At 69.3% G+C, this 13,490-nt stretch carries 13 protein-coding genes and 1 pseudogene; 5 read left to right on the top strand and 9 right to left on the bottom strand.

Annotation, left to right across the window (positions count from 1 at the left end):
- Positions 1 to 61 precede the first annotated feature (61 nt).
- Positions 62 to 817: a hypothetical protein gene (locus BMX37_RS06945; RefSeq protein WP_093664920.1), complete on the top strand. Its 756-nt coding sequence runs from the start codon at positions 62 to 64 to the stop codon at positions 815 to 817.
- A gap of 3 nt (positions 818 to 820) precedes the next feature.
- Here the strand turns inward: BMX37_RS06945 and BMX37_RS19130 are convergent, their stop codons facing one another.
- The 4 genes from BMX37_RS19130 to BMX37_RS06925 form a co-directional block, all read right to left on the bottom strand.
- Positions 821 to 1,537, bottom strand: a complete 717-nt coding sequence (locus BMX37_RS19130; protein WP_280139237.1) for a sulfite exporter TauE/SafE family protein — start codon at positions 1,535 to 1,537, stop codon at positions 821 to 823.
- A gap of 35 nt (positions 1,538 to 1,572) precedes the next feature.
- Entirely contained in the window at positions 1,573 to 2,796 is a 1,224-nt protein-coding gene (locus tag BMX37_RS19125; RefSeq protein ID WP_244501440.1) for an MFS transporter, read from the bottom strand.
- Positions 2,797 to 2,807: 11 nt separating this feature from the next.
- The gene (rlmN, locus tag BMX37_RS06930) at positions 2,808 to 4,016 is read right to left on the bottom strand and encodes a dual-specificity RNA methyltransferase RlmN (RefSeq protein WP_093665352.1); all 1,209 of its coding nucleotides are present in this window, start codon (positions 4,014 to 4,016) and stop codon (positions 2,808 to 2,810) included.
- A gap of 65 nt (positions 4,017 to 4,081) precedes the next feature.
- Positions 4,082 to 4,591, bottom strand: a complete 510-nt coding sequence (locus BMX37_RS06925; protein WP_093664916.1) for an invasion associated locus B family protein — start codon at positions 4,589 to 4,591, stop codon at positions 4,082 to 4,084.
- Between the two features lie 148 nt (positions 4,592 to 4,739).
- On the opposite strand from BMX37_RS06925, the gene BMX37_RS06920 reads away from it, so the two are divergent.
- The 3 genes from BMX37_RS06920 (at position 4,740) to recF (ending at position 7,831) form a co-directional block, all read left to right on the top strand.
- Entirely contained in the window at positions 4,740 to 5,393 is a 654-nt protein-coding gene (locus tag BMX37_RS06920; RefSeq protein WP_093664914.1) for an outer membrane protein, read from the top strand.
- A 132-nt stretch (positions 5,394 to 5,525) separates the two neighbouring features.
- Positions 5,526 to 6,644: a DNA polymerase III subunit beta gene (gene dnaN, locus BMX37_RS06915; RefSeq protein WP_093665351.1), complete on the top strand. Its 1,119-nt coding sequence runs from the start codon at positions 5,526 to 5,528 to the stop codon at positions 6,642 to 6,644.
- Positions 6,645 to 6,766: 122 nt separating this feature from the next.
- A complete protein-coding gene (recF, locus tag BMX37_RS06910) occupies positions 6,767 to 7,831 on the top strand; it encodes a DNA replication/repair protein RecF (protein ID WP_093664912.1) in 1,065 nt (354 codons plus the stop codon).
- Positions 7,832 to 7,852: 21 nt separating this feature from the next.
- Here the strand turns inward: recF and BMX37_RS06905 are convergent, their stop codons facing one another.
- From BMX37_RS06905 to BMX37_RS06885, 5 genes and pseudogenes are all read right to left on the bottom strand, one after another.
- Positions 7,853 to 9,523, bottom strand: coding sequence for an ATP-binding protein (locus BMX37_RS06905; RefSeq protein ID WP_093665350.1), 1,671 nt, complete (start codon positions 9,521 to 9,523; stop codon positions 7,853 to 7,855).
- Positions 9,524 to 9,623: 100 nt separating this feature from the next.
- Positions 9,624 to 10,391, bottom strand: coding sequence for a TIGR02186 family protein (locus tag BMX37_RS06900; protein ID WP_093664911.1), 768 nt, complete (start codon positions 10,389 to 10,391; stop codon positions 9,624 to 9,626).
- Entirely contained in the window at positions 10,388 to 11,302 is a 915-nt protein-coding gene (locus tag BMX37_RS06895) for a sulfite exporter TauE/SafE family protein (RefSeq protein ID WP_093664909.1), read from the bottom strand. Before BMX37_RS06895 ends, BMX37_RS06900 begins: the two co-directional genes overlap by 4 nt.
- 39 nt (positions 11,303 to 11,341) lie before the next feature.
- Entirely contained in the window at positions 11,342 to 12,361 is a 1,020-nt protein-coding gene (locus BMX37_RS06890) for a hypothetical protein (RefSeq protein WP_244501437.1), read from the bottom strand.
- Positions 12,358 to 13,131, bottom strand: a pseudogene (locus tag BMX37_RS06885) (glycosyltransferase family 2 protein); the annotation flags it as partial. The gene BMX37_RS06890 and the pseudogene BMX37_RS06885, both read right to left, overlap by 4 nt.
- A 113-nt stretch (positions 13,132 to 13,244) precedes the next feature.
- Between BMX37_RS06885 and BMX37_RS06880 the strand changes: the two are divergent.
- Complete coding sequence (locus BMX37_RS06880; protein ID WP_093664905.1) at positions 13,245 to 13,490, top strand: hypothetical protein; 246 nt, start codon at positions 13,245 to 13,247, stop codon at positions 13,488 to 13,490.

The raw sequence follows: 13,490 nt of genomic DNA, 5'->3' as shown, positions 1-13,490 counted from the left end.
AGCCGCGGGACAGCCTACAGCGGCGATCCCCTACGCAAACGGCGCGCTAGGGGGACGGGTGATGAAGGGGCATATCGCGGCGCTCTCGGCCGGTGTCGCGGCGATGCTGGCGCTTGGCGGCTGCACGCCGGTGCGCATCGCGGGGTTCGACTCACTCGCCGCTCAGGGCGAGCTCGATCGCATCGACGTGACCCATGTGCCCGGCTGGCGTGACGGCACGTTCCGCGTCGGCGCCGCGACCGGGCATTTGCGCCGGCGGGAGAGCAGCGATGCGATCGGCTGGGGGCCGGACATCATCGGTCCGGCGGCGGACGCGGTCAGGATCGGCTCGGTCGCGCGTTTCGGCACGGTCGAATTCGCGATCGATCGCCTCGATCCGGTTGGTCGGCTGGAAGGGCGCTGCCGCTATTTCCGCAGCGAGGCGCGGGGACAGGCGTTCGGCGTCGACGCGGCAGCACCGCTCGACCCGCTGCAGCTGGGTTGCGCGTATCGCATCGATGGGCGCGACGCGGGGTCGCTGGTCATGCGCGCCACCTCCGCCCGCGACATGGCCGATCCGCGCACGGGGACGGTGACCATCGACGGCCTCACGCTGGACATCGAATCGACGCACCGGCTGGGCGGCGTCGGCTTCCGGGTGCCGGACGCCATCGGCTATGTGCTGCTCACCAACGGTGGGGAGACGGCGGGCGCTGTCGAGATGACCGGCGCGCAGGACCGCCGCATGCTGCTGTCCCGCCAGCCCGCGCTGCGTGCCGCCGCAACCGCGGCGCTGCTGACGCTGGCGCTGTTTCCCGACCCGGGCAACGTCGACTGACGATCAGGCGTAGGCGCGCCAGAAGAACACCAGCGTCGTCGCCCCCGTCACCAACAGCGTCCACGCGCGAATCACGCCGGCCGGCAACCGCTTGCCCAGCCCTGCCCCCGCCCATCCGCCGACCAGCGCGCCGGCCAGCATCGGCGCACCCAAGGTCCATTGCACCAGCCCGGTCGCCACGAACACGATCGCGGCGGCGGCGTTGGCGACCGCCAGCATCAGCGTGCGCGGCGCGAACAGCTCTCTCGGGGAATGCCCCGCCAGCAGGCCGTATGTGGCGGTGGTCATCAACCCCACGCCGCCACCAAAATACCCGCCATAGATGCCCAGCACCGCCTGGACGACCATCAGCGTCCGGGTTCCGATCGTCACCCGTTGCCGCAACCAGTCCGACGCCGCGCGACCGAACGCCAGCACCACGAACGCGTACAGCACCAGCCATGGGACGATCAGGTCGAACGCGCGGGCCGGGGTCAGCACCAACAACAGGCTGCCCACCAGACCCGCCACGAAGGTGATCGCCGCGAGCCATCGGTAGGACACGCCGCCGACCGGGCCCAGCTCGTCGCGAAAGGCCCAGGCGCTTGCGGCGGCACCCGGCATCAGCGCGACGTTCGACGTGGCGTTGGCGATGTTCGCCGGCAATCCCGCCGCCAGCAGGGAGGGCATGGTGGCAAAGCTGCCGCCGCCCGCCAGCGCGTTCATCGCGCCACCAATCAGGCCAGCGCCCGCGGCGAGCAGATACGGCGCGACGTTCAGGGTTCCACCATCATCGGCGCGTCGGCGACCGGCAACGGCGGCACCCGCGCCAGCAACGCCGCACCCAGCAGCGCCAGCGCGGACAGCACCAGGCAGAACAGCGTCACGCCCGTCCAGCCGCCCCGCGTCCAGGCGACCCCACCGGCGGAGCCGAGCACGCTGGAACCCAGATAATAGAAGAACAGGTACAGGGCCGCCGCCTGGCCCCGATGGGACTGCGCGCGCCGGCCGACCCAGGCGCTGGCGATCGAATGCGCACCGAAGAACCCGATCGTCAGCACCCCGATGCCCGCCACCACCAACGCCAGCGGCCGCGCGGCGGTAAGCGCCACGCCGACAGCCAGGATCGCGACCGGTACCCAGAACACGCGTCGCCGCCCGACCCGGCCCGACAGGCCGCCGAACCATGCCGAACTGCCCGATCCCAGCACATAGAGCAGGAACACCGCGCCCACCGCGGCCTGGCTGAGCGAATAGGGCGGCGCGACGAGGCGGAATGCCGCATAATTGTACACGGTCACGAATATGCCCATCAGCACGAACGCCTGCCCGAACAACAGCGGCAGGGCATCGTCGCGGGACAGCGTGCGTACCGCACCGATACCGCCGCCCCGGGCCACGAACCGGCGAGAGGGCGGTGCCAGTCGACGGAACGCCTCCGCCATCGCCAACCCGATCAGGCCCACCCCGCCCAGCGCACCGCGCCATCCCCACAGGTCCGCGAGAAGGCTGGCGACCAGTCGGCCGCCCATCCCGCCCAGCCCGCTGCCCGCGATATACAGGCCCATGGCGGAGCCGATGGCGCCCGCGTCGATCTCTTCGGCCAGATATGCCATGGCGACGCCCGGCACCCCGGCCAGCACCAACCCGGTCAGCAGCCGCAGCGCGAGCAGCGCCGGCCATCCCGGCATCACCGCCGCCAACAGCGTCAGCGCGCCCGCCGCCAGCATCGCGAACACCATCAGCGGTCGCCGCCCGATCCGGTCGCTGATCGCCCCCGCCGCCAGGATGCCGAAGGCGAGCGGACCGGTCGCCAGCGACACCGCCAGCGACGCCTCCTCCGCGCTCAACCGATACTCCCCGGCCAGCAGCGGCAGCAGCGGCTGCACCGCGTACAGCAGCGAGAATGTGGAAAATCCGGCGAACAGCATCGCCAGCGTCAGCCGGCGGTACGCGGGCGTGCCATGACGATGCCCGCCCAAATCCGCGTAATCGGCCACGGCGGGCGCGATCAGCCCAGCGCCACCATCTTTTGCTCCGCCTCGCGGTCCATCTGCGCGCGGCTCTTCTTCTCGGCGGCGGTCTTCAGCTGGCCGCACGCGGCATCGATGTCGCGGCCGCGCGGCGTGCGAACGGGGGCGGAAATGCCCGCCTCGAACACGATGTTGCTGAACGCGCGGATACGATCCGGGGTCGAGCATTCGTACGCGGCGCCCGGCCACGGGTTGAAGGGGATCAGATTGACCTTTGCCGGCAGGCGATATTTGCGCAGCAGCCGCACCAGCTCGTGCGCGTCGGCGTCCGAATCGTTCTTGTCCTTCAGCATCACATATTCGACCGTGATGCGGCGCGCGTTGTTGGCACCCGGATAGTCGGCACAGGCCTGCAACAGCTCCTCGATGCCGTATTTCTTGTTCAGCGGCACGATCTCGTCGCGCACATCCTTGGTCACCGCGTGCAGGGACACGGCCAGGTTCACGCCGATCTCCTCTCCCGCGCGCGCCATCATCGGCACCACGCCGCTGGTCGACAGGGTGATCCGCCGCTTCGACAGGGCAAGGCCGTCACCGTCCATGACGACCGACAGCGCGTCGCGGACATTGTCGAAATTGTAGAGCGGCTCACCCATGCCCATCATCACGATGTTGGTCAGCATCCGCCCTTCGGGCTGCGACGGCCATTCGCCCAGCGAGTCGCGGGCCAGCATCACCTGACCCACGATTTCGCCCGCAGTCAGGTTGCGGACCAGCCGCATCGTGCCGGTGTGGCAGAAACGGCAGTTCAGCGTGCAGCCGACCTGGCTGGACACGCACAGCGTTCCCCGATCGGCATCGGGGATGAACACCATCTCGTAATCCTGCCCGTCGGGGGACCGGAGCAGCCATTTGCGGGTGCCGTCGTTCGACACCTGCGCCTCCACCACATCGGGACGCGAGATCGCGAACCGCTCGGCCAGCCAGGGGTGCTGCGCCTTGGCGATGTCCGTCATCTGCGTGAATTCGGTCGCACCGCGATTGTACAGCCAGTGCCAGATCTGCTTCGCACGCAGCTTCGCCTGCTTGGGCTCCATGCCCGCCGCCGCCAGTGCTTCGCGCAACTGGTCGCGCGACAGTCCGACCAGGTCGACACGACCATCGGGCCGCGCGGCGAGGTCGCGCGGAACGGGCACGGGATCGATGTGCCCTGGAATGGGCATGGGAACCGCTGACACTGTAAGCATTGCGCGGATATAGCGGATTTTCGCGCCGATTGCCACCGGTGCCCCGACCGATGAACAGACTGGCGCTACCGCCTCAGGCAGGCGAGCGCCGCCGCGTCCATCGCGGTGGCGGCGCCGTTCAGCGCGTACACGTCGGCAAAGGGACGGCCGCCGATGCCAACCGCCTCCACGCTCATGCTCCGGCCCGCGCGGATCGCCGCCGCGATCGCCTGGTCGCTCGGCGTGTCGGCCGCCCAGGCGTCCACTCCGTTCGCCACCAGCGCAAACCGCCGCTCCCCCACCGTCAGGGTCACCCCCGCCGACCGGTCGCGTTCCCGGCTGAGCCGGACGTGCAGCGACGCGCGCAGACCCCGTGCGGGCCAGCTCGCAAGGCTGGCGAACGGGCGCGATCCGCCGCGCGTGCCGGATACGACGGGGCGCGAAATCGCGAAGCAGTGGCGCGCCGCGCGGGGCGCGGCCGTGTCGCGAAAGGCGCCCCAGACGCCGAACACCCCGATCGTGTCACGCGCCGCGATGGGCGCTCCCAGGCCCAGCGCCGCCGCCGCCAGCGCAGCCCGCGCTATCCATGGCGTCATGGTTCGCCCCGCCCGCGTTTCAACCCCGATCGTTCGACATGTGACATGATGGCAACGCTTTTGGCCGTTTAGCTGGGGTTCATGCAACTCCTGCCCGCTTCCGCCATTCGACGCATCCTAGTTTTTCGCATCAGTATGGAGTTGCGTAATGCGTAAGATCACCCTGGCCGCGCTGGTTCTCGGCACGACCCTGTCCGCCCCGGCGTTCGCCCAGAGCACCAACCCGGTGTTCACCGGCCCCCGCGTCGAGGGCACGATCGGTTACGACCATGTCGGCGCCGGCAGCAGCGTGAACAACAACAACGGTCGCGACGACCAGAAGATCGACGGCTTCCTGTACGGCGTGGGCGTCGGTTACGACGCGGCGTTCGGCGGCGCGCTGATCGGTGCGGAGGCGGAGATCACCGACTCCACCGCGAAGAGCGATCGCAACGACTACACCAGCGACTTCGGCTTCGGCCGGGTCAAGCAGGGCCGCGACCTGTATGTCGGCCTGCGTGCCGGTGTGCTCGCCACCCCGTCGACGCTGATCTACGCCAAGGGCGGCTACACCAACTCGAAGCTGAACGTGCTGGCCGGCAACACCACCAACACCACCGACACCAACTTCAAGCTGGACGGCTGGCGCATCGGTGCCGGCGCGGAGCATGCCCTGTCGCCGAACAGCTATGCCAAGCTCGAGTATCGCTACTCGAACTATGAGGACGCGCGCATCAACTATCCGAACGGCGCGAACAGCGGCCGTTTCGACGTCGACACCGACCGCCATCAGATCGTCGCGAGCTACGGCTTCCGTTTCTGACGTTAGCGCGTCGTTAACCAGCGACACGGGAAGGGTCGGGGCGCTTGCTCCGGCCCTTCTTCTTTGGCTAGGAATGCGGCCCGAGCGACATGGCCCCGGCGCGAGAGAGTCGCTGGCGGCGGGGGGTTTATGATGAAGGCGACGATCGAACGCGCAACGCTGCTGAAGGGGCTGAGCCACGTTCAGTCGGTGGTGGAGCGGCGCAACACCATTCCCATCCTGTCGAACGTGCTGCTGGAGGCGACCGAGGGCTCGCTGAAGCTGATGGCGACCGACTTGGACCTGCAGATCAACGAATCGGTGCCCGCCGCAGTCGACCAGCCGGGCTCCACGACCGTGTCCGCGCACACCCTGTTCGACATCGCGCGCAAGCTGCCTGAGGGCGCGCAGGTCCAGCTGACCGTGGCGGAGGGTCGGATGACCATCGTCGCGGGGCGTGCCCGCTTCTCGCTCGGCACCCTGCCGCGCGACGACTTCCCGGTGATCGCCGAGGGCGAGCTGCCGACGCAGTTCGAGCTGCCGGCCGAAACGCTGAAGCAGATCATCGACAAGACCCGCTTCGCGATTTCCACCGAGGAAACGCGTTACTACCTCAACGGCATCTTCCTGCACGTCGCCGCCGATGGCACGGGCGGACAGGCGGTGCTGAAGGCGGCGGCGACGGACGGTCACCGCCTGGCGCGCGTCACCGTGGCGCAGCCGGAGGGTGCGGCCGGGATGCCGGACGTGATCGTGCCGCGCAAATGCGTCGGTGAGCTGCGCAAGCTGCTCGACGAGGTGGACGGATCGGTCGGCGTGTCGCTGTCGGGCACCAAGATCCGCTTCGATCTGGGGCAGGCGATCCTGACCTCCAAGCTGATCGACGGCACGTTCCCCGACTATTCCCGCGTCATCCCGACCGGCAACGACAAGATCCTCAAGCTCGACCCGAGCGGGTTCAAGGAGGGGGTCGACCGCGTTGCCACCATCGCCACCGAAAAGACGCGTGCGGTGAAGATGGCGCTGGATCGCGACAAGGTGACGCTGTCGGTGACCAGCCCGGAAAATGGCACGGCTGCCGAGGAAGTGCCCGGCGACTACGCCGCCACGCCGTTCGAGATCGGTTTCAACAGCCGCTACCTGCTCGACATCCTGAACCAGATCGACGGCGACCTGGTCGAGGTGCACCTGGCCGACGCGTCCGCTCCGACGCTGATCCGCGAAAACGACAAGTCGCCGGCACTGTACGTGCTGATGCCGATGCGGGTGTGACGGGCGGATCGGTTTTCCGCCGCACCTGACCGGGTGGCAGTGATCGCACGAAGCGTGCCGGTCCTCTATGGTCGGCCGGCACCGCTTCCGCCCACGTCCCGCAGACTCTAAGCGGAACGGCGATGCTGTCCCGGCTGGTCCTGACCGACTTCCGCAACCACCCCGCGCTCACCCTGTCGCCGGGGCCAGGCTTCGTTGTGCTGTTCGGAGAGAATGGCGCGGGCAAGACCAACATATTGGAGGCGGTGTCGCTGCTCGCGCCCGGACGCGGCCTGCGCCGCGCGGCGCTGTCGGCGATGCCGCGCCAGGGTGGTGCGGGCGGGTTCGGTATCGCCGCGACCGCGATCGCCCCGGACGGCGCGGACGTGGAGCTCGCCACCGGCACGCTGGCCTCGGCGCCGGAGCGGCGGCTGGTCCGCATCCAGGGGGCAGCAGCTGCAGCGACCAGCTTGGCCGAATGGATCACGGTGCTGTGGCTCACACCCGCGATGGACCGGCTGTTCGTCGAACCCGCCGCCGGCCGCCGCCGCTTCCTGGATCGACTCGCGCTGGCCTTGCACCGGGGTCACGCTCACCACGCCCAACGGTATGAGGCGGCGATGCGCGATCGCAACCGCCTGCTCGCCGATCCCGCGCCCGACCCGCACTGGCTGTCCGCGCTGGAGGCACGGATGGCGGAACATGGAGCGGCGATCGATGCGGCCCGGCACGATACCGTGACGCTGCTCGGTGAGCGGTTGGCGGCGGAGCCGGACGGCCCCTTCGCCCGCGCGCGAATGGTGCTGGAAAGGGGAGGCTCGTCCGATCTGGCCGGCGACCTGGCGCGCGGTCGTGGCCGCGATGCCGCCGTGGGTCGGACGCTGATCGGCCCGCACCGCGCCGACCTGATCGTCACCCATGCGGCCAAGGACCAGCCCGCCGCGCTTTCCTCCACGGGCGAGCAAAAGGCCCTGCTGCTCGGCATCGTGCTCGCCCATGCCGATCTGGTCGCCGCGCGCACCGACCGCGCGCCCGTGCTGCTGCTTGACGAGGTCGCCGCGCACCTCGACCCGGTGCGTCGCCTCGCCCTGTTCGACCGGCTGTCCGGGCGGGGTCAGGTGTGGATGACGGGGACGGAGGCGGGCCTGTTCTCCGGCGTGCCGGACGACGCGACCCGCCTGGCGGTGCATCCCGGCGGCGTGGGCTGAAGCAGACGCCGTCGAGGACGCCTACTTCCCCTGCGCGCGCCAGCGTTTGACCGCGCGGGCGATCATCGCATCCTCATCCCCGACCTCACGCCACAATTGCGAGAACAGCGGATCGCCGGACGCCGGGCGCTTGATCTCCTCCAGCGTATCCAGCGACACCCGGATCGGGATCGCGACGCCCTCGCCGCAGATGATGCATTCGCGGTTGCGCAGCGCGGGGATCGAATCGAGGAAACCGCGCGCACCCTCCGGCATCGCGGCGCGGACGAACGACTGATCGCGTTCGTTGTTCAGGCGCATCGCGATGATCGTGCCGCACTGCGACAACACCCCTTCCGACAGGTCGGAAGGGCGCTGGGTGATGAGGCCCAGGCTGACGCCGTATTTGCGCCCTTCCTTGGCGATGCGGCCCAGGATGCGCCCCACGGAGGATGACGCGACGCCCTGGTCGGCGGGGATGTAGCGATGCGCCTCCTCACACACGAGCAGGATCGGGCGCTGCGCCTCGTTGCGGGACCAGATCGCGTAATCGAACACCATCCGCGACAGCACCGCCACCACGACGGATGTGATGTCCGACGGCACGCCCGACACGTCGATGATCGATATCGGCTTTCCCTCGCCCGGCAGGCGGAAGATGCGGGCGATGAACTGCGCCATCGTATCCGCGACCAGCATGCCGGAGAACATGAAGCCGTAGCGCGGGTCGGCCTTGATCTCCTCGATCTTGCTTTTCAGGCGCAGATAGGGGGCGGTGTCGCCGGCGCGGTCCATCTTGCCCATTTCCAGCTGCACGATGCTGGTCAGGTCGCTGAGCAGGTACGGGATCGGCGCATCCACCGTCAGCTTCGCGATCTCCTGCCCCAACCGGCTCTTGCCGCGCGCCATCAACAGGCATTTGGCCAGGATGTCGGCGTCGATCTGACGCTGCGATCCGGTCGCGGTCAGGAACACCTCGCAATGTTCCTCGAAATTCATCAGCCAGTACGGCATCTGCAGGTTGTTGACGTCGTACAGCGCGCCGTTGCCCTTGAACGCGGCGGAATATTCGCCGTGCGGGTCGATCATCACGACATGGCCGTTGGGCGCGCGTTCGCAGATGCGGTGCAGGATCAGCGCGGCGGCGGTCGACTTGCCGGTGCCGGTGGATCCGACCAGCGCGAAATGCTTGCCCAGCATCGAGTCGACGTACAGCGACGCGCGCACGTCCTTCGTCGGATACACGGTGCCGACGCCGATGCTGGCCTGCGCATCCGCGGCATAGACCTGTTTCAGATCGGCGGTTGTGACGGGCACCACCTGGCATCCGGGCATGGGATAGCGGGTGACGCCGCGCCGGAAATGATAGAGCTTGCCGGTCAGGCGCTCCTCGTCGCCCTCACCCAGAAAGTCGATATCGGCCAGGATGCGGCCGCCGTCGACCTCCTGCCACGACAGGCTGCGGACATTCGCGACCAGCCACACGCCGCCCATCCGCATCTTGATCTGGCTGCCGACCTGACCCGCGCTGGCGGCGACGGGATCGGCCACCTGCGCCAGCGCATCGATCGCCTGTGGGTCCAGCACCACCTGGCTGGACGACCCGGCGACCGCCAGCACGAACCCGATCGCCTCCTCGGCCCCGGCCAGCACGGCCGGGGCGGACACCGGCGCGGCATGATCGAACATCTTCGATCCAGGCATGAATGTCATCTTGGGGTCCGGGTCCTGAGCAAGCACAGGCCAGGGTGGTAGCGGCGAAAGCGTAAACATACGGTACGCGGTGATTTTTCGCCGCCACGACCGGCCCGCCTCAGATCCGTCGCGCGATCCACCCCGCCGCCCAACCGAGCAGCACCGACAGCGCGACCGCGACCAGCCCGTACAGGATCGCGTGGCGATCGGCGGCGCGGGCCACGAATCGCTCGAACCCCGATTTGCGGATGTCGATGTCGCGCACCGCCGCGGCCAGCACGTGACCGTCGCGAATCAGGAACGTCTCTGCGGTGAACCGCCCCACGGGCACGCGCGCCGGGATGCTGACGCGGGCCCGGTACAGCACGCCGTCGGTGATCTCCACCGCATGCGGCGCCTCATGATACAGGCCCGCGCGCCGGCGCAGGTCGACCAGCCCGTCCTGGAACCGCCCCTGCACATCGGCCGGCGCGCTGGAGGCGGGGGAGAGTTGCAGGCTGTCGACGCCCAGTTCGTAGATCGCGCGCGTCCGCTCATCGACCAGTCGCGCGATCGGCCGGGACGAGGCGAGCGCGTAGAAGGACGGCGCGGATCGATACCGCAGCCGTTCGGCATTGACCCAGATGCCAGCCACCTTCTCCTTTTCGCGGACCAGGATCGATTCGGTCGGCCCCTTCACCACCACGACCACGTCGGTCGGCGCCTCACCTTGGGGCAGGCGGCCGCCGGGATACAGGATCGCCCCGAACAGCAGCAGCTCTGCCCCGGTGAAGGAATAGGCGATCTCCACCTCGCGTTGCGACACGTCGGGCACCAGCACGGGCTTGGCCTGGCCGAGCAGCAGCGGCGCGGCCAGCAGCGCCGCGATCGCCCCGCGCCGCCTCACGCCAGTTCCACCGTGAAGATCGCCTCCGGCCGCCAGACCAGCCCCAGCAGGATGCGGACGGCGAGCAACAGCACCACGATCGACAGTCCCAGGCGAAGGTATTCCGGACGCACCTTCGTTCCCAGCCGCGCACCCACCTGCGCCCCCGCCACAGAGCCGAGCAGCAGCAGCCCGGCCAGCACGATGTCCACCGCCTTGGTGGTGGTGGCGTGGACCATGGTGGCGATGGCGGTGACGAACAGCGTCTGGAACAGGCTGGTGCCGACCACCGCCGATGTCGCCATGCCGAGCAGATAGACCATGGCCGGCACCAGGATGAACCCGCCGCCGACGCCCAGCAGGATGGTCAGAATGCCGATGCCAAACCCGATCAGCAACGGCGCGAGCGGAGAGATGTACAGCCCCGATTTGTAGAAACGGGTGCGGAACGGCAGGCTGGCGAAGAAGGGATGGTGGCGGCGACGGGCAGCCGGCGCGGCGCGGCGACCGCGCGCCACGGCAATGACGCCGATCGATTCCCGCGCCATGACGCTGCCGATCCAGCCGAGCATGACGACATAGACGACGCCGATCACCAGATCGATCTGACCGACCGACTGCAACAGGCGAAACAGCTGCGCGCCCGCCAGCGATCCCAGGATGCCGCCCGCGACCAGCACGCCGCCCATCTTCGCATCGACGCCGCCGCGACGCCAATGCGCGAACACGCCCGACACGCTGGCGCCGGTCACCTGGCTGGCGGCCGATGCCGCGGCGACCGTCGGCGGGATGCCGTAGATGATGAGCAGGGGCGTGGTCAGGAACCCGCCGCCGACGCCCAGCATGCCCGACAACAGGCCGACCCCGCCGCCCAGCAGCACGATCACCAGCGCGTTCACCGACAGATTGGCGATGGGAAGGTACAGGTCCACGCGCGACGGCTTACCCCGCCCGCACGCCCGCCGCCACCATCAGAAATCCGTGCCGACCGACAGGGCCGGGCCCGACCCCGGCCGCGCTTCCCCCACGACCCGCTGTCGCCAGTCCAGCGTCATGCGCAGCGAGCGACCTGCGACCGGTACCCCCATGCCCAGCGTCGGCCCGATGTCGAACCGCCCGGCATCGCGCTGCACTGCGCCCCATGCACCACCGCCCAGGTCGATCCGCGCACGCCCCAGCGCCGCCACCACGCGCGTGGCGCGGGCGGCACCATCCGCGAAACCTTCCACCTGCCCGCGCGCCACCGCGCCCGCCTGCGCATACGCTTCCAGCCGAAAGCCTGCGGCAACGGGCACCGGTCCGAAACCGCCGATCGCCAGCAGCGTCGGCCCGCCGCGCCCACTGTCCAGGGACACGCGCTGCTCCGCCACCAGCCGCACCGGCAGAGCGGCCGGGCGCCACTCCACGCCAATGGCGGCCTCGCGCCCCTGCCCTTGCAGCGGCGAGGCGACACGCGCCGCGATCGCGATGCGGCGGCCGTGATCCAGGGCATAGGTCAGCCGCGCGCCCGCCTGTGATCCGCCAAGCCGGCCGCCGGTCAGCGTCCCGCCCGACCCGCCCCGCGCCAGCAACCACGCGCTGCCCGACAGACGCGCGGTCGCCGAGGGCGGCGGTGTGGACCCGACCGGCGCGACGATGGCGCCTTCAGCTTTCCGATCCGGGTCGGCAACCGCGACCGCCTGTCCGGACGGAACCGTGGCATCGACCGCCACGGCGATGCGGGTCGGGACTGCGGAGTTCGACGAGGTACGTTCGGCGGCGCGATCGGATGCGACCGCAACCGGCTTCGATCGACCCTGACGGCCATGCTCCGCACGCGTCGCCGATGCTGTCGCGAGGGGACGATTTAGCGTCGCGGCGGCGAGCGGCGGTGCCACCGCGCGGATCAGGTCGGCACCCGAATCGATATCCGGCAACAGCCAGGCGACTCGCATGGCGGTCCATCCCCCCAGCGTGACCGCCAGGAACCGCAGCGGCCGCCCCGTCCTCACGCGGCCTTGGCCAGCGGCGGGGCGACCAGCGACTCGTCCGCCAGATCGGGAAACACGTGCCGGGTCTTGTCCCATCGCAGCGCTTCGCCCGCCAGCATCCGCAGGTACATCGTCAATGCCCGCCGCGCCGCGGCCAGCGCGATGATGTTGCCGACCACGAAACGGGGCAGCGACAACAGGCCTTGCCGCCAGCCATAGGCCGCGCCCGTCGCCGTCGCCCGCATCAGCAACCGCCAGACGAGCAACGCGCCGTTCGCGATCAGCAACCAGCCGGGTACCGCCGGCAGCGCATCGCCGCCCCACCATCCATGCCCAGCCAGGCTGACCACCCACGCCACGCCCCCGGCATAGGCCGCGGCGAGCACCAGCATGGCGAGCGGCGCGCGGCGGTCGCGCATCCGCATCCAATGATCGCCCACCGCCCAGCTTCGCGCCCAGCCGGTACGATCCCATCCGGCGAGCGCGATGCCGGTCATCCAGCGCGCCTTTTGCCGGGCAGACGCACCGAACCGCATGGGAAAATAAGCGCGCACCGCCACCGTGCCGCCATCCGCCGCCGTCACCCGGACGAAACTGCCCCGCCCGCCCAGCTCCGCGATCCGCAGGCCGAGTTCGTAATCCTCCGTCAGGCTGGCGGCATCGAACGGATCGCCGCCACGCGCGTCGGCGATGCGCGCCAGCATCGCCACCGCGACGGCGCATCCCGTCCCCGCCAGCGGCATCGCCGCGCCGAGTGCGGTGCGGACCAGCATATGCCGGCCATGCGCCTGAGCGAAGGCGGCGTAACAGGTATATTTTCGATGAGTCTATTGGGCCTCGTTTAACGTTTGCGTCCGAGAATCTGTGCATGTTAGGCGGGGTTCAGGGGAAACGGAGACCAACCATGGACGCTTTGCAGGAAGAGATTGATCGTAATTTCGACAGCTTCCAGCGCGTCGTCCACCAGTTCCTGCCTGCCCGAAAGGGGCAGTGGGCGCTCCTACGACACGGTGACGTTACCTCGTTCTACCCGACCGCTGGGGAGGCCGAGGGCGCCGGCATGGACGCTTACAAGGACGACATCTTCTCGATCCAAGAGGTCACCGAAGAGGTGGTCGATCTCGGCTTTTTCTCGCACGTTGTCGCGTAA

The organism is Sphingomonas gellani (assembly GCF_900110035.1).
Classification (GTDB): Bacteria; Pseudomonadota; Alphaproteobacteria; order Sphingomonadales; family Sphingomonadaceae; genus Sphingomonas; species Sphingomonas gellani.
The sequence above is the reverse complement of the archived record's forward strand: the minus strand, read 5'-3'. Positions and strand labels throughout refer to the sequence as shown.

Bases quoted from the DNA above. Each gene is read 5' to 3' on its own strand.
- BMX37_RS06905 (WP_093665350.1), bottom strand. From the start codon at position 9,523: ATGACATTCATGCCTGGATCGAAGATGTTCGATCATGCCGCGCCGGTG.
- BMX37_RS06945 (WP_093664920.1), top strand. From the start codon at position 62: ATGAAGGGGCATATCGCGGCGCTCTCGGCCGGTGTCGCGGCGATGCTG.
- recF (WP_093664912.1), top strand. From the start codon at position 6,767: ATGCTGTCCCGGCTGGTCCTGACCGACTTCCGCAACCACCCCGCGCTC.
- dnaN (WP_093665351.1), top strand. From the start codon at position 5,526: ATGAAGGCGACGATCGAACGCGCAACGCTGCTGAAGGGGCTGAGCCAC.
- BMX37_RS06880 (WP_093664905.1), top strand. From the start codon at position 13,245: ATGGACGCTTTGCAGGAAGAGATTGATCGTAATTTCGACAGCTTCCAG.
- BMX37_RS06920 (WP_093664914.1), top strand. From the start codon at position 4,740: ATGCGTAAGATCACCCTGGCCGCGCTGGTTCTCGGCACGACCCTGTCC.
- rlmN (WP_093665352.1), bottom strand. From the start codon at position 4,016: ATGCTTACAGTGTCAGCGGTTCCCATGCCCATTCCAGGGCACATCGAT.
- BMX37_RS06925 (WP_093664916.1), bottom strand. From the start codon at position 4,591: ATGACGCCATGGATAGCGCGGGCTGCGCTGGCGGCGGCGGCGCTGGGC.